At 30.0% G+C, this 24,067-nt stretch carries 17 protein-coding genes and 1 CRISPR repeat array; of the genes, 11 read left to right on the top strand and 6 right to left on the bottom strand.

Annotated elements, in window-relative coordinates; translation table 11 throughout:
• Window positions 1-15: 15 nt before the first annotated feature.
• Window positions 16-561, bottom strand: coding sequence for a thermonuclease family protein (locus ACWOA3_RS03155; RefSeq protein ID WP_456884063.1), 546 nt, complete (start codon window positions 559-561; stop codon window positions 16-18).
• A gap of 342 nt (window positions 562-903) precedes the next feature.
• Here ACWOA3_RS03155 and ACWOA3_RS03150 point away from each other — a divergent pair, with 342 nt between their 5' ends.
• The 5 genes from ACWOA3_RS03150 to csn2 all read left to right on the top strand — a co-directional run bounded on the left by ACWOA3_RS03150 (window position 904) and on the right by csn2 (window position 8,647).
• Window positions 904-2,382, top strand: a complete 1,479-nt coding sequence (locus ACWOA3_RS03150) for an aldehyde dehydrogenase family protein (RefSeq protein ID WP_456884061.1) — start codon at window positions 904-906, stop codon at window positions 2,380-2,382.
• A 258-nt stretch (window positions 2,383-2,640) separates the two neighbouring features.
• The gene (cas9, locus tag ACWOA3_RS03145; protein ID WP_456884059.1) at window positions 2,641-6,816 is read left to right on the top strand and encodes a type II CRISPR RNA-guided endonuclease Cas9; all 4,176 of its coding nucleotides are present in this window, start codon (window positions 2,641-2,643) and stop codon (window positions 6,814-6,816) included.
• Complete coding sequence (cas1, locus tag ACWOA3_RS03140; RefSeq protein ID WP_442566680.1) at window positions 6,791-7,666, top strand: type II CRISPR-associated endonuclease Cas1; 876 nt, start codon at window positions 6,791-6,793, stop codon at window positions 7,664-7,666. Before cas9 ends, cas1 begins: the two co-directional genes overlap by 26 nt.
• Before the next feature lie 4 nt (window positions 7,667-7,670).
• Complete coding sequence (cas2, locus tag ACWOA3_RS03135) at window positions 7,671-7,976, top strand: CRISPR-associated endonuclease Cas2 (RefSeq protein ID WP_048803087.1); 306 nt, start codon at window positions 7,671-7,673, stop codon at window positions 7,974-7,976.
• Window positions 7,973-8,647, top strand: coding sequence for a type II-A CRISPR-associated protein Csn2 (gene csn2, locus ACWOA3_RS03130; protein WP_456884057.1), 675 nt, complete (start codon window positions 7,973-7,975; stop codon window positions 8,645-8,647). Before cas2 ends, csn2 begins: the two co-directional genes overlap by 4 nt.
• Before the next feature lie 161 nt (window positions 8,648-8,808).
• A CRISPR array of direct repeats spans window positions 8,809-9,892; the repeat unit is 36 nt; unit sequence GTTTGAGAGATATGTAAATTTTGAATTCTACAAAAC.
• A gap of 207 nt (window positions 9,893-10,099) precedes the next feature.
• On the opposite strand, the gene ACWOA3_RS03125 is transcribed toward csn2, so the two are convergent.
• A complete protein-coding gene (locus tag ACWOA3_RS03125) occupies window positions 10,100-11,461 on the bottom strand; it encodes a UDP-N-acetylmuramoyl-tripeptide--D-alanyl-D-alanine ligase (RefSeq protein ID WP_456884055.1) in 1,362 nt (453 codons plus the stop codon).
• Window positions 11,462-11,469: 8 nt separating this feature from the next.
• The gene (locus ACWOA3_RS03120) at window positions 11,470-12,537 is read right to left on the bottom strand and encodes a D-alanine--D-alanine ligase (protein WP_456884054.1); all 1,068 of its coding nucleotides are present in this window, start codon (window positions 12,535-12,537) and stop codon (window positions 11,470-11,472) included.
• A 280-nt stretch (window positions 12,538-12,817) separates the two neighbouring features.
• On the opposite strand from ACWOA3_RS03120, the gene ACWOA3_RS03115 reads away from it, so the two are divergent.
• A complete protein-coding gene (locus tag ACWOA3_RS03115) occupies window positions 12,818-13,627 on the top strand; it encodes a hypothetical protein (protein WP_456884052.1) in 810 nt (269 codons plus the stop codon).
• 25 nt (window positions 13,628-13,652) lie between these two features.
• Here ACWOA3_RS03115 and uvrB read toward each other — a convergent pair whose 3' ends face one another.
• Window positions 13,653-15,653 carry an excinuclease ABC subunit UvrB gene (gene uvrB / locus ACWOA3_RS03110; protein WP_456884050.1) on the bottom strand — a complete coding sequence of 667 codons (2,001 nt, stop codon included), beginning with the start codon at window positions 15,651-15,653 and terminating at the stop codon, window positions 13,653-13,655.
• Window positions 15,654-15,924: 271 nt separating this feature from the next.
• Between uvrB and ACWOA3_RS03105 the strand changes: the two genes are divergently transcribed.
• The 4 genes from ACWOA3_RS03105 to abpA all read left to right on the top strand — a co-directional run bounded on the left by ACWOA3_RS03105 (window position 15,925) and on the right by abpA (window position 20,063).
• Entirely contained in the window at window positions 15,925-16,824 is a 900-nt protein-coding gene (locus ACWOA3_RS03105; RefSeq protein WP_442566673.1) for an RluA family pseudouridine synthase, read from the top strand.
• A gap of 368 nt (window positions 16,825-17,192) precedes the next feature.
• Complete coding sequence (fba, locus tag ACWOA3_RS03100) at window positions 17,193-18,059, top strand: class II fructose-1,6-bisphosphate aldolase (protein ID WP_003145913.1); 867 nt, start codon at window positions 17,193-17,195, stop codon at window positions 18,057-18,059.
• A 68-nt stretch (window positions 18,060-18,127) separates the two neighbouring features.
• Window positions 18,128-19,162, top strand: coding sequence for a M42 family metallopeptidase (locus tag ACWOA3_RS03095; protein ID WP_456884048.1), 1,035 nt, complete (start codon window positions 18,128-18,130; stop codon window positions 19,160-19,162).
• Window positions 19,163-19,448: 286 nt separating this feature from the next.
• A complete protein-coding gene (gene abpA, locus ACWOA3_RS03090; protein WP_456884046.1) occupies window positions 19,449-20,063 on the top strand; it encodes an amylase-binding adhesin AbpA in 615 nt (204 codons plus the stop codon).
• Window positions 20,064-20,244: 181 nt separating this feature from the next.
• On the opposite strand, the gene ACWOA3_RS03085 is transcribed toward abpA, so the two are convergent.
• The gene (locus tag ACWOA3_RS03085) at window positions 20,245-21,402 is read right to left on the bottom strand and encodes an MFS transporter (protein ID WP_003145916.1); all 1,158 of its coding nucleotides are present in this window, start codon (window positions 21,400-21,402) and stop codon (window positions 20,245-20,247) included.
• Window positions 21,403-21,411: 9 nt separating this feature from the next.
• Complete coding sequence (locus ACWOA3_RS03080; RefSeq protein ID WP_456884044.1) at window positions 21,412-22,104, bottom strand: CPBP family intramembrane glutamic endopeptidase; 693 nt, start codon at window positions 22,102-22,104, stop codon at window positions 21,412-21,414.
• A gap of 386 nt (window positions 22,105-22,490) precedes the next feature.
• Here ACWOA3_RS03080 and ACWOA3_RS03075 point away from each other — a divergent pair, with 386 nt between their 5' ends.
• The gene (locus ACWOA3_RS03075; protein ID WP_003145920.1) at window positions 22,491-23,864 is read left to right on the top strand and encodes a glycine--tRNA ligase; all 1,374 of its coding nucleotides are present in this window, start codon (window positions 22,491-22,493) and stop codon (window positions 23,862-23,864) included.
• The last annotated feature ends 203 nt before the right edge of the window (window positions 23,865-24,067 follow it).

The raw sequence follows: 24,067 nt of genomic DNA, 5'->3' as shown, positions 1-24,067 counted from the left end.
TATTAATTCTTAAGTCTATGCACTAGACCAGAGATTACGCTTATTGCTTTTAGCCTTGTTCTGTGCTTTTTTATATTCTTTCAGGTATCTTGTATCGGGTGGTTTAACATATTTAATTTCTGCTAAACCAGCTAATAGTAATTCTTCCTGAACACTTTTTCCATCGGCGTATACGTAGCATAATGCTCTATGATACTTATCCTCTTTTTGAAAAACATCGAATTCAATTTCAACGTTTTTAGCGTTTGACAATAACTTTCCGTTTAATTCACTAGCTTCAGGTCCATATTTTTGAACTTCGACTCCTGATTTAACTGTTTCAGGAGTATCGACTAATAAATATCTCACTTTTAGTTCTTTATTGTTGAATTGTACTAAAATCGTATCACCATCAATTTTTTTAAGGAATTTAACCTTATATTTAGTTTTATCGCCTTTAATTAGTATTCCATTAACATTTGATTCCTTATAGTCTTCTCCATGAGTATTTATGATTGAAATAATAATCATAAAGGTACTTAAGAAGATAATAAAGAAGATAATAAAAACTTTCTTATTCATAATTATCCCCCCCTTTATAATTAATTCTATCACTTTTAATGCTAGTAATAAAGAGATAATTTAACACAAAAATATTAAATATTTAATATTAAATTTTACTAATAATTATAAACTTAATATTGATTTATATAATAAAATATTAACTCTAAAGAGTTTACTATATATCAAAGAACTCCCTATGAAATAACGGTTTCAACTTGTATATATATGATTAATTATTGTTTCAATATTTCCAAATAATACTTTATTTAAACAGTGTTAATTAAGTATAAACAGATACTTTGTAAACGTACTCTTTCGGTGGTAGTATAAGATTACAATAAAAAACAAAGGAGAAAAAATATGACTAAATTAAAAAAAGAAAATTTTAAAATGTTTATCAACGGGGAGTGGGTAGATGCTGAGGATAAATTAGTATTAAAATCATACAATCCAGCTAATTCTGAATACTTAGCAAACTTCCCAGATGCAACAGAAGGAGATGTAAATAGAGCTGTAGAAGCTGCACAAGAAGCATTTAAAACATGGAAATATACAACAGTATCTGAACGTGCAGCTTTACTAAACAAAATTGCAGATATTATTGATACTAATACAGAATTATTAGCTACGGTAGAATCTTTAGATAATGGTAAACCAATTCGTGAAACACTTAATGTAGACATTCCATTCAGTGCTAGACATTTTAGATACTTTGCAGGATGTATTTTAGCTGATGAAGGACAAGCAACAGTTTTAGATAAAAAATTCCTAAGCTTAGTTTTAAGAGAACCTATTGGAGTAGTAGGACAAATTATTCCTTGGAACTTCCCATTCTTAATGGCAGCTTGGAAAATTGCACCAGCTTTAGCAGCAGGTAACACAATCGTACTAAAACCATCAAGTATTACATCGCTTAGCATACTTACATTCGTAGAATTAATTCAAGATGTATTACCGAAAGGTGTATTAAATGTAATTACAGGACGTGGAAGTAAATCAGGGGAATTCCTAAAAAATCATCAAGGATTAAATAAACTAGCATTTACAGGATCTACAGAAGTAGGTAAAAAAATTGCGGTAGCAGCTGCAGAAAAACTAATTCCAGCTACATTAGAATTAGGTGGTAAATCTGCGAATATTATCTTAGATGATGCTAATATAGAAAAAGCACTTGACGGGGTACAATTAGGTATTTTATTCAACCAAGGTCAAGTATGTTGTGCAGGCTCAAGAATTTTCGTACAAGAAGGAATCTATGATGATTTTGTAGCAAAAGTAAAAGAAAAATTTGCAAAAATTAAAATCGGTGATCCGCTAGATCCAAATACACAAATGGGTAGCCAAATAGATGAAAACCAAGCAGAAAAAATTGTTAATTATATCGAAATAGCTAAAAAAGAAGGTGGAGAAGTAATTGTTGGTGGTGAGCGTTATACAGAAAATGGATGTGATAAAGGGGCATTCGTTAAACCAACATTAATCGCTGGAGTAAACAATGGATGCCGTATCTCACAAGAAGAAGTATTCGGACCAGTTTCAGTAATCATCAAATTCAAAACAGATGAAGAAGTAATTGCTCAAGCTAACGATAGTGAGTATGGACTAGCAGGGGCAGTATTCTCTACAAACATTACACGTGCATTAAATATCGCTCGTAAAGTAGAAACAGGAAGAATGTGGGTTAATACTTATAACCAAATCCCAGAACACGCACCATTTGGAGGATACAAAAAATCAGGAATTGGACGTGAAACTCATAAAGTAATACTAGAACACTATTCACAAATGAAAAACATCCTAATTGATTTAAGTGATGATGTATCAGGATTCTACAACTAACATAATTAAATAAAATCATAATCATGAAGCAACTCAGAATTAATATCGTTTTGAGTTGTTTCTTTTGTTTTATTAGCTAAATCATGTGGAATGTATTTTTTTCAAAGCAACAAAGTATTTATTAATTTCTTTATCTTGTAAATTTAATTTTGAAAATAATATTAATTGCCTTTTGATATTTATTGTAAATATGATAAAATAAAAGATGAAAATGTTTTTATGAAATATTATTTTAAGTTTTGAGGAGGAATAGGAAATATGACTAATAAAACATGGTATCTCGGTTTAGATATTGGAACAGCAAGTGTGGGTTGGGCTGCCACTGATAATGAATATAAAATTATTAGAAAAAATAAAAAAAGATTATGGGGAGTTAGATTATTTGAAGAAGCTACTACTGCAGAAGAACGCCGAGGATATCGTTCTGGGAGAAGAAGATTAGCTAGAAGAAAATGGCGTTTAAACTTATTAGAAGAATTATTTACTCAAGAAATAGCCAAAATTGATGCTAATTTTTTCTTAAGGTTAAAAGAAAGTCAATATCATTATGAGGATAAAACTCATCAAGTACCGTATGAGATTTTTAATGATAAAGATTATACAGATAAAGATTATTATAAAGAATATCCAACAATTTATCATTTAAGAACAAAACTTATGACTGAGGAAAACCCTGACATAAGAAAAGTATTTTTAGCAATACATCATATCTTAAAAAATAGAGGGCATTTCTTACTACAAGGTCAAAGTTTTAAAGCTGGTAATTTAAACAATTTAATTAAAGAATTATTAGAACTTGATATACTTCATGTAGGATTTGAAGTAACAGAAAAAGTTGTTGATAAAATTGCGGATATTTCATTAGAGAAAAAAACTTCAAAAGATAAGTTGAATGATATTAAAGAACTATATCCAAAAGAAAAACAATTATTAGAAGTATTTAGATTAATTTTTGGTGGGAAACCTTCGCTAGATAAATTATTCGCAATAGATGAGTATAAAGAATTAGATGCAGTGATAAAATCTGTATCGTTTAAAGAAAAAATTTATGAAGAAGTTCGACATGATTATGAACAAGTTCTATCAAACTATATTGAATTACTAGATTTAGCTAAATTAGTTTATGATAGTATTATTCTTTCTGATATTAAAAAAGAAGGGAAGACATTATCAGAATCAAAAGTAGATCTTTATAATAAACATAGAGATGATTTAACTAAATTAAAAAATCTTGTGAAAAATGATTCAAAATTATCAGAAGATAAAAAAGTAGAGCTTTATGCAGCAATATTTAAAGAGGATAAAGATAAGGGAAGCAACTATGTAAATTATATTCGTAAGAGTGATGAAGGAAAAGGATGTAATTATGAAGACTTTAAAAATTTCTTAGTTAAAGAACTAGCTAAACTAGAAGAAAGTGCAGCTAAAGAAGAAATTTTAAGAGATTTAGAATTAGAACTATTCTTACCACTTCAAAGAACAAAAGATAATTCAGTAGTACCGTATCAAATCCACAAAGAAGAATTGATAATAATTTTAGATAATGCGGCTAAATATCATAAGTTCTTAAATGAAAAAGATGATAGTGGATATAGTATAATAGAAAAAGTAATTCAATTATTAGAATTTAGAATACCGTACTATGTTGGTCCACTGAATTCTAGTAAAAAAGCTAAAGAAGATGGATTTGCATGGTCAGTAAGAAATAAAGGGTATGAAAAAACACCAGTAACTCCTTGGAATTATGAAAAAGTAATTGACGAAAGTGCAAGTGCAGAGAAGTTTATTACCAATTTAACTAGTAAATGTACATATCTTAAAGGTGAAGATGTCCTTCCGAAGAGTTCATTATTATATTCTGAGTTTGCCCTACTAAATGAGCTGAATGCATTAAAATATGATGGTAATAGAATAAGTTTAGAAGCTAGAAATGTTATTATTGAAAAACTTTTCAAAGAACAAGGTAAGAAAGTTACAAAAACAAGTATTAAAAACTTATTAAAAGCAGAAGGACATATAGACGGTAAGGGTGAAATTACTGGAATTGATATTACTGTAAAAAATGATTTGAAATCATATAGGGATTTCAAAAAAATCCTAGGAGATAAATTTAATACTGAACATGTAGAAAATATAATTCTTTGGATTACATTATACGGAGAATCTAGAAAATTAATAAAAGATAAGATAGAAGCTGTATATGGTGATATATATTCAAAAGAAGAAATAGCAAAAATGTCTAGGTTAGTATATAAAGATTGGGGAAGATTCTCTAGAAAACTGTTGACAGAATTAGTAAGTAAAAAGCTTTATAATGAGGAAACGGGAGAATGTTTAAATATAATTGGAGCAATGTGTCAAAATAACATACTATTCATGGAGTTATTGGCAGATAGATTTGATTATTCACAACAGATAATTGACTACAATAAAGAGTTACAAAAAGAAGTAACAGAAATTACACCTGAAATTTTAGATGATTTATATGTATCGCCATCTGTTAAACGTTCGATTTGGCAAACCGTAAGAATAGTAGAAGAACTTAAGAAAATTATAGGATGTGCTCCAGCGAAAATTTTTGTAGAGACAACTAGATCTAATCAAGAGAAGAAAAAACCAACAGATTCTCGTAAGAAACAATTAGAATTATTCTATAAAGCAGTAAAAAAAGATGTAAAAGATTTAGAAAAAGAGATAGGTTCATTGAACTTTGATAAGCTGAATGAAAGATTGAGTTTAGTAGAACCATCTAAACTAAAAGCTAAAAAATTATATCTATACTATACACAATTAGGAAGATGTATGTATAGTGGGGAAACGATTGATATTACGCAGTTAAATACTACAGCCTATGATATAGATCACATATACCCTCAAAGTAAAGTGAAGGATGACAGTTTTACAAATACTGTATTAGTAAAAAGAGAATATAACGCAGCTAAAACAGACAGATATCCATTAGGAAGTGATATTCAAACACCTAGTAATAGAAGATTCTGGAAATTCCTGAAAGAAAAAGGTCTAATTACTGATGAGAAATATAATAGATTAGTAAGAACTGAAGAATTTTCTGATGAAGAGTTAACAGGATTTATTGCTCGACAATTAGTAGAAACATCTCAATCAGTTAAAGCAGTAGCCGGAATATTAAGAGAATTAAATCCAAAAACTTTAATTTGTTATTCTAAAGCAGAAAATGTATCTAGTTTTAGACAGAATTTTGGAAAAATTAAAGAAGGTAATAGAAAATCAGATAATACTGAACAGTTAATCAAGGTTCGTGAAATTAATGATTATCATCATGCGAAAGACGCATATTTAAACGTTGTAGTAGGTAATGTTTATGATACAAAATTCACACGAAATGTCTTTAACTTTATTAAAGATAAGAAAGATGGAAGAAAATACTCATTGAATAATGTCTTTTATGAAAATGCATCTAATTCTAATAACGTTGCTTGGGAATTGAATAAAACAGTTCATCAAGTAGAAAAAGTTATGAACAATAACAATATTCTAGTAACAAGAAGAACATCAGAACAAAAAGGTGGATTGTTTGATGCTACTGTATATAAAGCTAAGGTAGCTGCTAAGGCTAAAGAAGGTGTGTATTATCCTTTGAAAACGTCTGATCCTGTAGTAAATGATGTTACAAAATATGGAGGATTCACAAAAGTTAAAATTGCATACTATTCAATTTTTGAATATACTTTAGTTAATAAAAAAGGTGAAGAAAAAATAACTAGAATTATTCCAATACCTATTTATGTTTCTCAAAACATAAAAGATGATAGTACATTATTAGAATTTGGTAAAACTCAAATTAATATTAAATCTGGTGAAGAAGTTAAAGATTTTAAATTGAAGTATAGGAAGTTGTGTATTGGGGATTTAGTAAAAATAAATAATTTCTTTAATTTCATAGGTGGTAAGACAAATGATAGTTTTGTATATGATGGAGCTGTACAGGTTACTTTAGATACTGAAAGTGAAAGATACATAAAAACTCTATCAAAATATCAAAATTGGAAAAAAGAAAATAAAGATGGGGAACCTTGGGAAAGTATTACTAAAGAGAAAAATATTGAGTTATATAATATACTAGTTGAAAAGATGAATTCAGGAATTTTTATTAAGAAAAAACCAAATAAATTTAGCGAATTAAATAGTGAAGAGATTCGAAATAATTATAGTAGTATAAGTGTAGAAGATCAATCAAAAGTATTACTAGAAGTATTGAATTTATTAACTAATAAAAAATCTACATTTGATTTGAAAGTTATAAAAATGACAGCAGCAAGAGGAATAGCGAGCTTCAATTTGACAAATCAAAACCAATTCTCAATAATAGAGCAATCTGTTACTGGATTCTATGAAAAAGAAATAACAATAATAGGGGATAAAAAAAATGACATGGAGAACTATAATAGTTAGGGATAGGGCTAAGCTAGATTATAGCTTAAATTTCCTAACAGTAAGAAAAGAAGCGGAGACTAGAAAAGTTAGTCTTAGTGAGATATACATGATTATCATTGAAAGCACTGCGGTATCAATTACCGCCGTGCTTTTAAATGAACTCATTAAAAATAAAATAAAAGTAATATTTTGTGATGAAAAAAGAAATCCAAGTTCGGAATTAATACCATACTATGGAAGTCATGATACAAGTCTAAAATATAAAAATCAATTAGAGTGGACTACTGAAAGCAAAGAGCGTATTTGGACAAGAATAGTATATGAAAAAATACAAAATCAGATGTTATTGTTAAAAAAATTAGGTAAAGAAGAGTATGAATTATTAGAACAATATCTTACTGAACTTGAGTGGAATGATAATAGCAATAGAGAGGGACATGCAGCTAAGGTTTACTTTAATGCAATGTTTGGTATGGATTTTAGTAGAAATAAAGAATGTTTTATAAATGCTGCATTGGATTATGGCTATTCAATAATTCTTTCTGCATTCAATAGAGAAATTGTCTCGTGTGGATACTTCACTCAACTTGGACTATGTCACAGAAATCCATATAATAAATTTAATTTAGCCAGTGATTTTATGGAACCTTTCAGAATATTAGTAGATGAGGTTGCGTATAGTTTAGAAGGTAATGAATTTACTAAAGAGCATAAAAATATACTAGTCAATATTCTAAATACTGCTATTAAGATTGATGATAAAGAACAAACAGTAGCTAATGCAATAAAACTATATGTTAGAAGTCTGTTCACAGCCTTAAAAGAAGATGATTTAGAGTATATAAAAATGTATAGTTATGAGTTATAGATTTATGAGAGTATTAGTTATGTTTGATCTTCCTACAGAAACATCACTACAAAGAAAGAACTATAGAAAATTTAGAAAAACATTAATAAAAAATGGTTTTATTATGATGCAAGAATCTGTCTATGTAAAATTGGCTATGAATCAAGGTAGTGCTGATTTAGTAGTGAAGAGTATAAGAAAAATATGTCCTGAAGAAGGTATTGTACAAGTTTTACAAGTTACAGAAAAACAATTCTCTAAAATGGAGTTTCTGGTTGGAGAGAGTCAAACGGAATATGTTGATAACGATGAAAGGTTACTGGAATTATGAAGATAATTAACAAAAACTGGCAAAGAAAAATTGAGATTGAAGAGAACACTATTTATACATTGGTATTTGAAAATAAAAAATATTATAGGGAAAATATAAAGGAGTTAATAAGTCAACACAAAGGAAATGAAGGTAATTATATATATTCATATGAGAATAAAGAGATATCATTTGAAAAGTGTAGTTATATAATTACTGATATTTTTAATATAGAAATTAATAGTAAAAAGATTCTAACGAAGATTTATAATTCACTTTTAAAACAAATTATAGACGATACTGTAGAGTATAATGAATTAACAACACATATAAGAGCATATTTTGAAAAATTAATTTTTAATAGTTCATTTGAAGTTGAACAAGGAGAAGAAATAGATATAAATTCTTTATTAAAATTAGGTGATTTTCAAATTCATGTAGAAGAAGATAATATTTTAGAAAAATTCATTACATTTCTGAAAGTACTTGTACAATTATGTGGTATCAATACTATCTTTATAGTTGGACTTCATAACATTTTCACAGATGAAGAGATAAAAGAAATTTATAAGGAAGCTTGTGTGAATAAAATTAGTATTATAAACATAGAATACCAACAATTTGATAATCTATCTGATGATAATTACATAGAAAAAGTTTATATTTTTGATAGAGATAATTGTGAAATATAATGTTGCAATTTTTGGAAAATACTTGTATAATATAGGTAGATTCAAAATTTACATTCAAGTTCAAATAAAGATTTTATCTAAATTGCCTTTTTGGCTGGATCGGTGTCGGTCCATTTTTTTATACCCAAATTCAAAATTTCTTCTTCAAATCTCAATTTGAGGTTTGAGAGATATGTAAATTTTGAATTCTACAAAACTTGCTTCAAGTGGTAAATTTAAAGAATTAAGTTTGAGAGATATGTAAATTTTGAATTCTACAAAACTATTGTAAGTCCATAATAATCATACACAGGTTTGAGAGATATGTAAATTTTGAATTCTACAAAACTTAGATGGATGCCAAAATTTATAATTTTGTTTGAGAGATATGTAAATTTTGAATTCTACAAAACATTAAGACAAGTGGAATTAAAAGAATACACGTTTGAGAGATATGTAAATTTTGAATTCTACAAAACTCCCAAAATGTTGAATGGCGTGACCTTTTTGTTTGAGAGATATGTAAATTTTGAATTCTACAAAACAGTCATTTCATCATAAGATAAACTATTATCGTTTGAGAGATATGTAAATTTTGAATTCTACAAAACTAATTCTTGATAATTCATTATATAGTTTATGTTTGAGAGATATGTAAATTTTGAATTCTACAAAACGCATATCAAATCAATGATAAAGAGATCAAGTTTGAGAGATATGTAAATTTTGAATTCTACAAAACTTGAATAACCTTGCTACTTGTTCTATTCCTGTTTGAGAGATATGTAAATTTTGAATTCTACAAAACTTGGTTGATAAAGAAAATTATAATAACGCTGTTTGAGAGATATGTAAATTTTGAATTCTACAAAACTTAAAGATGCTTATGAAAAAGCCTTATTAGTTTGAGAGATATGTAAATTTTGAATTCTACAAAACTTTAGAAGGAGAATATCAATTTAAAGTTTCGTTTGAGAGATATGTAAATTTTGAATTCTACAAAACTAGAAATGGGAGATATAGTAGGTAGTATTGTTTGAGAGATATGTAAATTTTGAATTCTACAAAACTGTGTGTTCTAAATTACAGAGCATTTGTTGTTTGAGAGATATGTAAATTTTGAATTCTACAAAACAGTGGTGCCAGTAGATGGGCCACCTGTCCTGTTTGAGAGATATGTAAATTTTGAATTCTACAAAACTTCACTAATCAAAAACCTACTGAATTTATGTTTGAGAGATATGTAAATTTTGAATTCTACTAAACAGAAATGTAAAAGATAGAGAACGTTATGCAGTTTGAGAAATAGGTAAATTTTATGATTGTATAATAAGATTATTGATGAGATAACATTGAGTGTTATTTGATCTATAATCTTATTTTTTGTTTACATAAACTTTACCGAATAGAAGAGGGTATAAAAAAAGGGGTTCACGTTAATCTCAATAAACGTAAACGCCCTCTAATATTTTGTTACTTCGTTATCTCCTCAATAATCGTCTCTAATTTCATTGATCGACTTGCTTTTAATAGGATAACTTCGTTTTTATGTTTGTTATTTTTTAAATATTCACTTACTTCTGCTGTAGTAGGGAAGTGTAGTGTTTTTATTTTGTCATTTTTAATTTGTTTAGTAATGTTTTCGGCAAGTTCTCCTACGCTGATTACTAAATTTATATCGTTAGTTTTGTTAGAGATGTATTCACCAACTTCAGCGTGGTAGTTAACTTCATTTGGTCCAAGTTCGAACATGCTTCCTAATACTAATGTTTTAAAATCGAAGTCATCAAAACTACTAACGACATCTACTCCAGCTTTCATAGAAGTAGGGCTGGCGTTATATGCATCGTTAATAATAAGTGAATCTTCTTTGTAAGGAATACTTTGCAGACGCATACCAGTGATTTCTACAGTATTTTCGATAGCTTTACGAATTTCTTCATTAGTTAATCCAATTTTACTAGCGATAGCTGTTGCGAACATAATGTTAAATAAATTATGTTTTCCTTTTAATTTAGTGAAGTATTGTTCATCGCTGATGTTAAGTTTAAAATCAATTCTATCACGAGTAATAGTGTAGTTTTCCAAAATAATATCGTTATAGTTATTTTCACCACATGAAGTAGTATTGATATCTGATGAATCTACTAATGATTTTAGAAGAACTTCATCTCCGTTATAAACGAAGTATCCATCTTTTTTCATTCCGTTAGTGATTTCGAATTTAGCCTTAGCAATACCTTCACGAGATTTGAAGAATTCTATATGACTTTCACCGATATTTGTAATTACTGTATAATTTGGTTCAACCAACTTAGATAAGAAATCAAGTTGACCGAATCCATCAGCTCCCATTTCAAGTACTAGTATTTCACTATCTTCTGGTGCAGCAAGAATAGTTAATGGTACACCAAGTTCATTGTTAAAGTTACCCTGTGTTTTGTGAACTTTATATTTTGTTGATAATACACTTGTAATTATATCTTTTGTAGTAGTTTTACCGTTACTACCTGTGATAGCGATTGTTTTAGCATTTAGGCTGTCTAAGTAATGTTTTGCTAAAGTTTGAATAGCTTCGTAGCTATCATTAACATAAATAATGTTATTATCAGAAATGAAGTCATCTTTTAGAGATAAGCTCGCTGCAGCACCTTTTTCAAAAGCACTTTCTATATAGTTATGTCCATCTACATTTTCACCTAAGAAGGGGATAAATAGATCCCCTTGTTTAACTTTTCTACTATCAATTGCGATACCTGTAATTTCTGTATCATTTGTGATATTTACTTTTTTTGCATTTAATATTTTTTCTAAATCTTTAACTAAATATTTCATGTCTTATCCTATTCTTCAGTTAATAAGTCTTTACGATCTTCATAACGCTCTACAGCTAACTTGAATAATTCTTCGATAATTTCAGAATAACTTACATTCATATTTGCCCATAGAGAAGGGAACATTGAGAATGGTGTGAAACCAGGCATTGTGTTTACTTCGTTAATGAAGATTTCTCCTTCTTTAGTGTAGAAGAAGTCAGCACGTACTAGACCAGAACCACTGATTGCACGGAAAGCAGTAGCTGCCATTTCTCTAAATTTAGGATATAGAGTAGTATCTACTGGTGCAGGAATATCCATACGTGATTGTCCATCAGTGTATTTAGTTTCATAATCGTAGAATTCTGTTGAAGAAATATTTACGATTTCACCTGGATCTGTAGTTTTTACTTCATTGTATCCAAGAACGGCAACTTCGATTTCTTTAGCTCCGACAGCTCCTTGTTCAACAACGATTTTTTTATCAAATTTAAGAGCTTCTTCAATACCTTTAACTAATTCAGCTTCATCGTTACAACGGCTAATACCAACTGATGAACCTAAGTTTGCAGGTTTAACGAAAACAGGGTATTTAAGGTTTTCGCTGATTTCAGCGATAATAGCTTCTTTTTTATTTTTCCATGAATACTCGATAAAGTGAACATATGGAAGTTGTGGAAGGTCGTAAGCAGCGAATAACTGTTTCATAACTACTTTGTCCATACCAGCAGCACTTGAAAGTACATTGTTACCAACATAAGCGATATCCATAATTTCTAGTAAACCTTGGATAGTTCCATCTTCACCATTTGGTCCGTGAAGAACAGGGAAGACGATATCGAATTTACGTCCATCCTCAAATAATAGTCCGCTGATGTCGTTATCAAAGTTTGAGAAGATAAGGTCGTGTTGATCTGCGATTTCTGATGTAATTTGTTCACCACGAGCCCAGTTTCCTTCTAATGAGATAAAGATAGGGAATACGTTGTATTTTTCTTTATCAATTGCGTTAATAATTGATTTTGCTGTTAATAGTGAAATTGAGTGTTCAGCACTTTTCCCACCATAAATAATTCCAATATTTTGTTTTGTCATAAAAAATCTCCTAAATAAAATTTTTATATTGTTATTTTAAAAATTGTTGTTACAGTTCATAGAATTATGTGATAATAATTTACTACGCTACTAACACACTAGATATTAAATCTAGTATTATATCGTATAATTATACCACAAAAATATAAAGTAGAGTAGTTTTATAACTAATTTAAAATGTTAATTTATTATTTTAATGCATATTAATATTGTATTTTTGTAGTATCGAATTTATAATAGAGTATGTACAAAAAATGATATTAGTAGGAGGAAGTAAGGTTTGAATAAAAAATTAGAAGATAAATATGATTTTAAAACCTTGCGTAAAAGAAAGATTAATCTAGTATATAAATTTATCTTTGTATATATTGTGTTTCTTTTTGCATTAGCTATAACTCAAATGAAACTAGGGTATAGCGATACAGTAGCTTTTATTATATTCGCAATATTTTTCTTTATAATAGTTGGTTATTTTGCTATGGAAGGATATAAAATTGAAAATGTAATTGGATTAAAGTTATTAAATAATTTAGAATTAGCTGGATTTATGGATTTTATGCATGAACAACATAAAAATAAAAAATTAACTAGAAATAGTACATATTACAACTATATGGCACTAGTTGAGCTTATCTACGGTAACTTTGATAAGAGTGAAGAATATTTAGCAAAAGTAAAACTTACTCAATCAGGTTATATTAGAGGTGCCTTAAGAGGAACTGAAATATGGTATCACTTTACTAGGTTTATGTTAAATATTTTTACTGAAAAAGAATTTGATTTAGAAGAATTAGAAAAACAATTAGTGAAAACAGTTAATAAAAATCAAGAAGCTGTTCAAATGTATAATAATAAATTAGATAATATATATAAAGTGCTAGTTTTAAAAGAACCGGTTGATAATTTTAAAGAAGAATTAAATGATAATATAGTAGAGTGTTCGAAAGTATTTAATTATTATTTCTATCTTTGTAATGAAGTACTAAAAGAAAATAAAGAAGAAGCTAATAAGTACATTGACTTATTATTACAATATAATGAAAATTATTATGTAGTAAGGCAAGCAAAAGAAATAAGAGAAAAAATTTAAGGGTTGACCAATAGGCCAGCCCTTTTTATAATTTATATTTTTCTTTAAGTTCTGCGATGGTGTCACGAAGTTTCGCGGCCTGTTCAAACTCGAATTTTTCTGCGGCAGCGAACATTTGTTGTTCTAATTCTGCTAAGTGTTCTTCGATGTTATCATCGTTGATATTTGCACTTTCTTCAAGTTCTAGAATTTCATCATCTTTAGCGACTTCTTTCTTAGCACTTATAGAATCTCGAATATCTTTGATAATAGTTTGAGGAGTTATTCCGTGTTCTTCATTGTAAGACATTTGAATTTCACGACGTCGATTTGTTTCATCTATTGCTTTTCTCATGCTTCGAGTAATATTGTCAGCATACATTATTACACGACCGTTTGCATTACGAGCTGCACGTCCAATCGTTTGAAGAAGTGCTTTATCTCCACGTAAAAATCCTTCTTTATCTGCATCTAGAATAGCTACTAGTGAAACTTCAGGAATATCTAATCCTTCACGAAGTAGGTTAATTCCTATTAGAATATCGAATTTACCAAGACGTAGATTTCTAATTATTTCAGTTCGTTCTAAAGTTTTTATATCAGAGTGTAGGTATTCTACTTTTAGACCATTTTCTTTTAGATAAGCAGTAAGAGATTCTGCCATCTTTTTCGTAAGAGTAGTGATTAGAATGCGTTCTCCTTTAGCTATAATCTTCTCAGCTTCTTTAGTTATATCGAAGACTTGATCGCTTACTGGGCGAATATCGATAATAGGATCTAATAATCCTGTAGGACGAATAATTTGTTCAGTAATTTTTGTACTGTGTTCTAGTTCGAAATCTCCAGGTGTCGCTGATACGAAAATAGCTTGATTTAATTTTTTCTCGAATTCTTCGAAGTTTAATGGTCGATTATCTAAAGCTGTAGGTAATCTGAATCCATAATCAACAAGAACTTGTTTACGAGCTCTATCTCCGTTAAACATACCACGAACTTGTGGAAGAGTAACGTGAGACTCATCTACCACGAGTAACCAATCATCAGGGAAGTAGTCTAGTAATGTATAAGGTGTGCTACCAGGTTCACGAAGAGTAAGGTGAAGAGAGTAGTTTTCTATCCCAGAACAAAATCCCATCTCCTCCATCATTTCAAGGTCGTAGTTGGTACGTTGTTCAAGGCGTTGAACTTCTAGTAGTTTGTTTTCCATATTAAGAACTTTTAGTCTTTCTTCCAGTTCAGCACGAATTCTTTTAATTGCTTCTTTAGTTTTTTCATCACCAGCTACGAAGTGACTGGCAGGGTAGATTGCTATATGTTCTAGTTCACTTAATACTTCACCAGTAAGTGGATTAATCTCACGAATACGATCGATTTCATCTCCAAACATTTCTACACGAACCGAATTTTCACTACGAGATGCTGGGAAAATTTCAATAACATCTCCACGAACTCTAAAAGTACCACGAGTAAACTCGATATCATTTCTCATATATTGAATACTAATAAGTTTTTCTAACATTTTATTACGACTTATTTCATCTCCAACGCGTAATGATAGCACTAGAGAAGAATATTCTTCTGGAGATCCCAATCCATATATACAGCTGACACTCGAAACTATAATTACATCATCACGATCGAATAAAGATGATGTTGCACTGTGTCGAAGTTTATCGATTTCGTCATTTACTGAAGAATCTTTTTCTATATAAGTATCTGTCGATGGAACATATGCTTCTGGTTGGAAGTAATCATAGTATGAAACGAAATACTCAACTCGGTTATTCGGGAAAAACTCTTTAAGCTCGTTATAAAGTTGTCCGGCTAGTGTCTTGTTGTGAGCTAGAACTAGGGTAGGTTTGCCTACATTTTTCACAATGTTAGCTATGGTGAATGTTTTACCCGTACCTGTAGCCCCCAGTAAAGTTTGATATTTTTCTCCATTATTTAAACCTTCAGTAAGTTCGGCAATCGCATTTATCTGATCTCCTTTAGGTTCATACTTACTTTGAAGGTCAAAATCTACATGTAATCTATTAATTTCCAAAAAATCCACTCCTTTTTCAATAGTTGTATTGTGAGTAATGTTTTATAAATAAAGTAACTCACACAAAATGTTCATTAATTCTTTCTATAATATTATAATATAGAAAGAATAATAGTGAAAGAGATAGAAATTGATTAATTTATTCTATTTATAAAATATTAAGTTTTAAATCTAAAAGAAGTACCATATTTTAAAACATTTCTACTATATTTCATTTTGTTTTTTTGAATGTATATGTTAAGATAGTATAGTATGAAAAAAGGAGGAAGTAATGGATACACAAAAAATTATATATACTTCACCGAAAAGTGAAAGAATCGATAAATTTTTACAACAAGAATTAACAGATGTTTCTAGAACAAATATCCAGAACTTAATTTCTGAAGGTTATATTAAAGTAGATGGAAATAATATTAAAACAAATTATAAATTAAAAGACGGAAATGTTATTACTATTGAATACAAGGAACCTGAAGAATTAGACGTTGTAAAACAAGATATTCCAATTGATATTGTATATGAAGATGATGATTTAATTATCGTAAATAAAGCTAAAGGTATGGTTGTTCACCCATCAGTAGGTCACAAAGATGGAACATTAGTTAATGCCTTATTATTCCACAGTGAACTTTCAAGTATTAATGGTACTATTAGACCTGGTATTGTTCACAGAATAGATAAAGATACTTCAGGACTATTAATCGTTGCGAAAAATGATAAAGCACACGTTAAATTATCTGAAATGATTGCGAATAAAGATGTTAAGAGAAAATATTATGCTCTTGTTCACGGTAGTATCAAACATGACTACGGAACAATTGATGCTCCAATAGCTCGTAATCCAAAAGAACGTAAAGAAATGGCAGTTATCGATGAAGGGAAACCATCTATTACACACTTTAAAGTAGTAGATAGATTCGAGAAATATACACTTATCGAGTGTGAATTAGAAACTGGTCGTACTCACCAAATTAGAGTACATATGAAATACATCAACCACCCATTAGTAGGAGATCCAGTATATGGTCCAAGAAAAACATTAAATACTAATGGACAAGCACTACATTCAAAAAGTATCGAATTCAACCACCCAATCACAGGAGAACATTTATATTTTGAAACAGAAATTCCTGAATACATGGTTGAAACTATGTCTAAATTAGATAAATAGTAAAAAAAGTATAATATATCGCCTCAAATATTAGTATAAACAACTAGTTTTGGGGTGATTTTTTCAAATTCTAGAGGTGTACTAGTATAATAAATAAATTTAGAGAAAAAATTAAATAGTTTAAATAAATGAAAATTTTAAAAAAATCAAGTTAGAAAGTTTAAAGTGCGAATTTATAAAAACTAAAAAATTAACTATGTATACGTTAACAGAGAAAACTTGTGATACCAAAGAATAGAAGAATTAATATGTTAAAATTTAATAAATATTACACTTAATTGAAAATTATAAAAGAAAATAGTTTATTTTTTCTAAAAAGTGTAGTATTATAATATATAGTAAGTAGTTATTTAAGGAGGACAAACAACATGGTATTAGTACCAGCAAAAGACATGCTTGTAAAAGCAAGAAAAGAAGGATATGCAGTAGGGCATTTCAACATCAATAACTTAGAATGGACAAAAGCTATTTTAGCAGCTTGTGAAGAAGCAAAAAGTCCAGTAATCTTAGGAGTAAGTGAAGGAGCAGTTAAATACATGACTGGTTTCAGAACTGTAGCAGCTATGGTTGAAGCTATGGTAGAAGAAATGAAAATCACAGTTCCTGTAGCATTACACTTAGACCATGGTTCATACGAAGGGACTCAAAAAGCTATCGAAGCTGGATTTAGTTCAGTAATGTTCGACGGATCACACTATCCATTCGAAGAAAACATCGCTAAATCTAAAGAAATGATCGCTTTAGCTCACTCTAAAGGTCTTTCTATCGAGTGTGAAGTAGGTTCAATCGGTGGTGAAGAAGATGGAGTTATCGGTAGCGGTGAATTAGCTGATCCAAACGAATGTAAAACAATGGCTGACTTAGGAATCGACTTCCTAGCTGCAGGTATTGGTAACATCCATGGTAAATACCCAGAAAACTGGGCTGGATTAAGCTTTGAAACATTAGAAAAAATTTCTAACATCACTGGTGGAATTCCATTAGTATTACACGGTGGTTCAGGAATCCCAACTGAGCAAATCCAAAAAGCTATCTCTCTAGGAGTATCTAAAGTTAATGTTAACACTGAATGTCAATTAGCATTTGCTGAAGCTACACGTAAATACATTGAAGAAGGTGGAGATCAAAAACCTAAAGGTTTCGACCCTCGTAAATTATTAAACCCTGGATTTGAAGCTATTAAAGCTATGGTTCACGAAAAAATCGATATCTTCGGTTCAAGAAACAAAGCATAATAACTACGAAACATATTTTAAGACTCATGCTTTGCATGAGTCTTTTTTTAATAGAAGGGAGAATTCCAATGCAAGAAACAATAAATTATTTAAAAAAACTAACAAGTATAGTATCACCTACAGGTTATACTAAAGAAATCTCTGATTACTTAGTAGAAGAATTAGAAAGACTTGGCTACAATCCAATAAGAACTAATAAAGGTGGAGTGAATGTAGTAGTAAAAGGAAAAGATGATTCTAAACATCGTGTAGTTACTGCTCACGTTGATACTCTAGGCGCTATGGTTCGTGCCATAAAACCAGACGGAAGACTTAAATTAGCTAAAGTCGGTGGTTATCCTTGGAACATGATTGAAGGAGAAAACTGTCTTGTACACGTAGCGAGTACAGGAAAAACAGTAAGTGGTACTATCTTAGTTCATCAAACTAGCACACACGTATATAGAGATGCGGGTACTGTAGAACGTACAGAAGATAATATGGAAGTAAGATTAGATGCGAAGGTAACCAACAAAAAAGAAACTCGCGACTTAGGTATTGATATTGGAGACTTCATTAGTTTTGATCCTAGAACTATTATAACAGATACAGGATTCATTAAGAGTAGATTTTTAGACGATAAGGTGAGTGCAGCAATTTTACTAGACTTACTAAGAATATATAAAGAAGAAAATATTGCACTTCCATATACAACAAACTTTATGTTTAGTGTGTTTGAAGAAGTAGGTCATGGAGCAAACTCAAGTCTTCCGAAAGAAGCGGTAGAATACCTTGCGGTAGATATGGGTGCAATGGGCGATGACCAACAAACAGATGAATATACAGTATCTATCTGTGTAAAAGATGCTAGTGGTCCATATAACTATGAATTCAGAAATCACCTAGTAAATCTAGCGAAAGAAAATGGAATAGAATACAAACTAGATATATATCCATATTATGGAAGTGATGCTTCAGCCGCCATGAGAGCAGGAGCAGAAGTAAAACATGCGCTATTAGGTGCAGGAATAGAGTCAAGTCACTCTTACGAAAGAACACATGTAGACTCAGTAGAGCAAACACATAAACTAGTTAATGCTTATTTACGAAGTAATTTAGTGTAATGAGTATAAAAAATAACAGATGATTTAATAAATTATTTAATCTATATATAGTTGTATTAAAATTATTTACCTAAGTTATATTTACAGGGAAATATGTCAACTAAATGTTATATGAAAATAGTAATGGAATAGAAAAATGCCTATTTAATGCCTAATTTTAACAAAAAATCTTAAAAAACTTAAGAAAATAACTTGACTTTTATTACAAAACTCAATATAATAACAATATATACGAATACGATCGTATTAAAAAATAATATTATTAATGAAAAGGAGATTTAATACTATGAACAAAAAAGTATTATTATCAGTATTATCAGCTGGATTATTAGCAGCAACTGTAACACCAGCTTTAGCTAACGAAAACCCAATCAATGGTGGAGCAAATAAACCAGGTGCATATGATCAACCAACAGTTGGTGGAGGAGTTAACGATGCTTACAATTCACAAACTGAATTCGTAAGTGCTCGTACAGTAGAAGAGTACCTAAGCGGACATGCTGGAGAAATCGCTGCTGAAGCAGCTAAAGATCCTGCAGTAGTAGCAGCTAAAAAAGCTTTAGATGCAGTTGAAGGTGGATCTCACAACTATACTGAAATCAAAGCAGCTTACGACAAAGCATACAATGATGCTTTCTTAAAAGTACGTAACGTATATGTACAAAAATTCCAAAAAATTCAAAACTCTGCTAAAAAAGCAGAAAGAAATTACTACATCTTAAACGAAACTCCAGAACAAAAAAATGCACGTTACCTTAAAGAACAAGGTCTAGATCCAAAAGATGGATACAAAGTAGTAAATAAAGATGGTAAAACTGTAATCGTTGATAAAGACGGAAAAGTTGTTAAAGAAATTAAAGCAGCTAAAAAAGCATTACCAAAAACTCACGCAGTTAAATAATACTGACGAAGAATTAAAAAAAGGATGTTTGATTTCAAACTCCTTTTTTTTTATAGTGATTTTTATCGGTTGTGTACTAAATCCGGTGTATTGAAAAATTTCAATCCCAGATTTAATTTTTATACACAAAAACAACCTCAAAACTCAGATTGTTTCTGATGTTTGAAGGTTGTTTTTATTCTTATCTTATTGCTTTTAATCTGGTTGCCACTACTGTTCCTATAGCTGCGATGATTGCTGATGCGTAGAACACATATGAAGTACTAATATCCCATAATGCTCCCATAATATACAGTCCTATAGCCATACTTAGTTGGAAACAAATAGCTGTATACAGGTTTTGCATATCTATTATTTCTTTATTGTTGTAATCTCTATTTAGCATTAAGATGAATGCTATATGTGCAACTGCGAATGTTATCGCATGGAATGTTTGCATTACTGTAAATACATAAATATTATGGAAAGTCGCTAAGGCTGCCCAACGTATCACGGCGCAAACTCCCGCGAACACCAATAGATTTTTTGGTTTTATTTTATCTACCAATCTCTTTGAGAAGATAAAGAAGATAATTTCTGCGATTACCGATACGTTTAAGATTACTCCCGATAACCATTTAGCTGATATGTTCATACTTTCTAAATATATAGCGTTGTAATTGTTGTATGCTGTGTGAGAAAGTTGGTATAAGAAAATAGTTACTATTAATAATATCGCATTTCTATCTTTTAATACCCAGCCATATAGGCTTTCTTCTTTATCGCTGTTACTGTTATTATCTAAGTTTAAGTTTTTTACTAATTTTGGTTGTGGTAGGAACATAAACATTAAATATAGTGCTACTAAAAATATTAGTATGTAATATAGAGCTCCATTACCTACATATCCTAAAATTCCTCCGATAAATATACCAACAACTGTATACCCAAGCGATCCGTATGTTCGTGCTTTCCCGTAGTCTATATTTTCTTCACGTAAAAATAATGAAGCTAAACCTTCTACAAGTGGATTAATCATGAAGTAAATTAATCCGAATAGGAACGTGATAATTCCTAGTAATATTTTTTCGTTCGTGAATCCATAACTTACCGCAAGGATAAGACCCGAAGCCACAGACAATTTCATCGTAATATTTAAGTTGTATTTTTTTATTAAATACGGACTTAAAAATATACCACTGATAACCCTAGCGAAATACAGCATTGAGAATATTGAACTGGCCTCTAGAACGCTTAAGTTTTTTACAGAAGTCAGATAAACCATCCAGAATGGTAAGAAAGTCCCTGTTACTAAAAATTGTAAAAAGTAGTTAGACGATAACCAAGTTTTTGATGACATATTTACCTCCTAATTTACGAAAAATTGTACTAGAACTACTAAGCTATTCATTAAAATATGAGCTACGATAGGTGTAATTATTCTCTTAGTATGTAAATATAGATAAGAAAATACGAAAGACATTCCGATATAAACGATCATAATTGGTGAAAATCCATCGTGAGGTAGTGCGAATATTATTCCTGTGATTAATGCAGGAATAGTGAATCTTATCCACTTTTTACTACCTATCATTGCGTCGTAAAAATATCCAAATACTGCTTTTCTAAAGAATAATTCTTCCATTATTGGTCCTAGTACAGCTACATATAGTACGAAGTATGGTTTTAGTTTTATTACTTCAACAACGTTACTTGTGTTTTTACTTTTAGTAGGAAAGCTAAAAAAGTTTGATAGGTATACTAACAAACCGTTTAGAAGTCCTTGTAGTAACATCATCGAAATAAACCCAATAATTCCAATTGCAAATAGGGTGATAAGGTTATATTGTGACTGTTGTCTATCTAAATCATTAGTTCCTTTTCTAGAAATAAAACCAAGAATAAAGGTCGCTGTTAAAGATAATAATAACACAATAGTTACACGACTATCAACACTAATATTTCGAGGGAGTTGAAGTGGAATAACGAATACAGCTAGTATATAAATAATTCCACTAAGAAGTAGGTGGTTAACATTACCACGAGTTAATGAAAATCTCATAGACCCTCCTTATTAAATTTTAATCATTTTCTATTATAACATCTATAAATAATGAGTACAACCTTATTGATTAAAAGTTGTATATAATGGTGAAAATAATACGCTAAAAATTTAACTTAAATAATTTATCATTTATAAGTAAACGTATTCATGATATTTTTATTTATTTAACTTGAAAATTTATAAATTTAGTGATAGAATGTAAAATAAGAAAGCGAGCTGATGATGGTGAAAGTTCAGCAACAATATTGGCATTAAATACAATTTAATATTATTAAAGTTGAGTTTTTACTAATCAGGGTGGAACCGCGGAAATTATTTCGTCCCTAGATATGCTTCGGCATATCTAGGGCTTTTTATATTTTAAAAATTAGGAGGAAACAATAATGGAGAAAATTTTATCTCTAGCAAAAAATAGAGGATTCGTATTTCAAGGATCTGAAATTTATGGTGGATTAGCTAATACTTGGGATTACGGTCCACTAGGTGTAGAATTAAAAAATAATGTAAAAAAAGCATGGTGGAAAAAATTCATTCAAGAATCACCATATAACGTAGGGTTAGATGCGGCTATTTTCATGAACCCACGTACTTGGGAAGCATCAGGACATGTAGGTAACTTCAGTGACCCTATGATGGACTGTAAAGTTTGTAAATCACGTCTTCGTGCTGATAAACTAATCGAAGAATACTACTTCAATGAAAAAAATGAAGATGTAGTAGTAGATGGTCTTCCATTCGAAGAATTAGAAGCTATTATCGATCGTGAAAACATTAAATGTCCAGAATGTGGTAGCCATGACTACACTAACATTCGTCAATTTAACCTTATGTTCAAAACTAACCAAGGTGTAGTAGAAAATTCTACAAGCCAAATTTACTTACGTCCTGAAACAGCACAAGGTATCTTCGTTAACTTCAAAAACGTTCAACGTAGTATGCGTAAAAAATTACCATTCGGTATTGGACAAATTGGTAAATCATTCCGTAACGAAATTACACCAGGTAACTTCATCTTCCGTACACGTGAATTTGAACAAATGGAATTAGAATTTTTCTGTGAACCAGGAACTGAATTAGATTGGCACACTACTTGGAAAAATAACTGTGAAAAATTCTTATTAGATTTAGGTATGACTAAAGAAAATATCCGTCTACGTGACCACGATCAAGAAGAATTATCACACTACTCTAATGCAACTACTGATATCGAGTTCAAATTCCCATTCGGTTGGGGAGAACTTTGGGGTATTGCTTCAAGAACGGATTACGACTTAAAACAACATATGGAACACTCTGGTCAAGATTTAACTTACCAAGACTTAAGTACAAATGAAAAATTCATCCCATACTGTATTGAACCATCTGTAGGGGTTGACCGTGTTCTTCTAGCATTTTTATGTGATGCATACAATGAAGAAGAGGTTGGAGAAAATGATACTCGTACAGTTCTTAAATTCCATCCAGCTCTTGCTCCATTTAAAGCAGCAGTATTACCACTTTCTAAAAAATTAAGTGATAAAGCTGTTGAAGTATATCAACAATTAGCTGCAGACTTTATGGTTGATTTCGATGAGACTGGATCAATTGGTAAGAGATATAGAAGACAAGACGAAGTTGGTACTCCATTCTGTATCACTTATGACTTCGAATCAGAAAATGATGGAATGGTAACTGTTCGTGATAGAGATACTATGGAACAAACTCGTATTCCAATCGCTGAATTAAAACAATATATTGAAGAAAAAATTAAATTCTAATTAAATGAACACTCAGAACATGATCTGACCTCAAAAAGTTAGACTTAGGATAGCGTTGTAGTTGTAATGACTGCTTCGCTATCCTTTTTAATTTTATTTGGGTTAATTTATAAAAAATAGATTAAAAAACTTAAAATCAATTATAAATACTTAAAAATACTTGAAAAAACTTAAATAGTATGTTAATATAAATGCATAGATAA

The organism is Gemella taiwanensis (genome assembly GCF_054054385.1).
The sequence above is the reverse complement of the archived record's forward strand: the minus strand, read 5'-3'. Positions and strand labels throughout refer to the sequence as shown.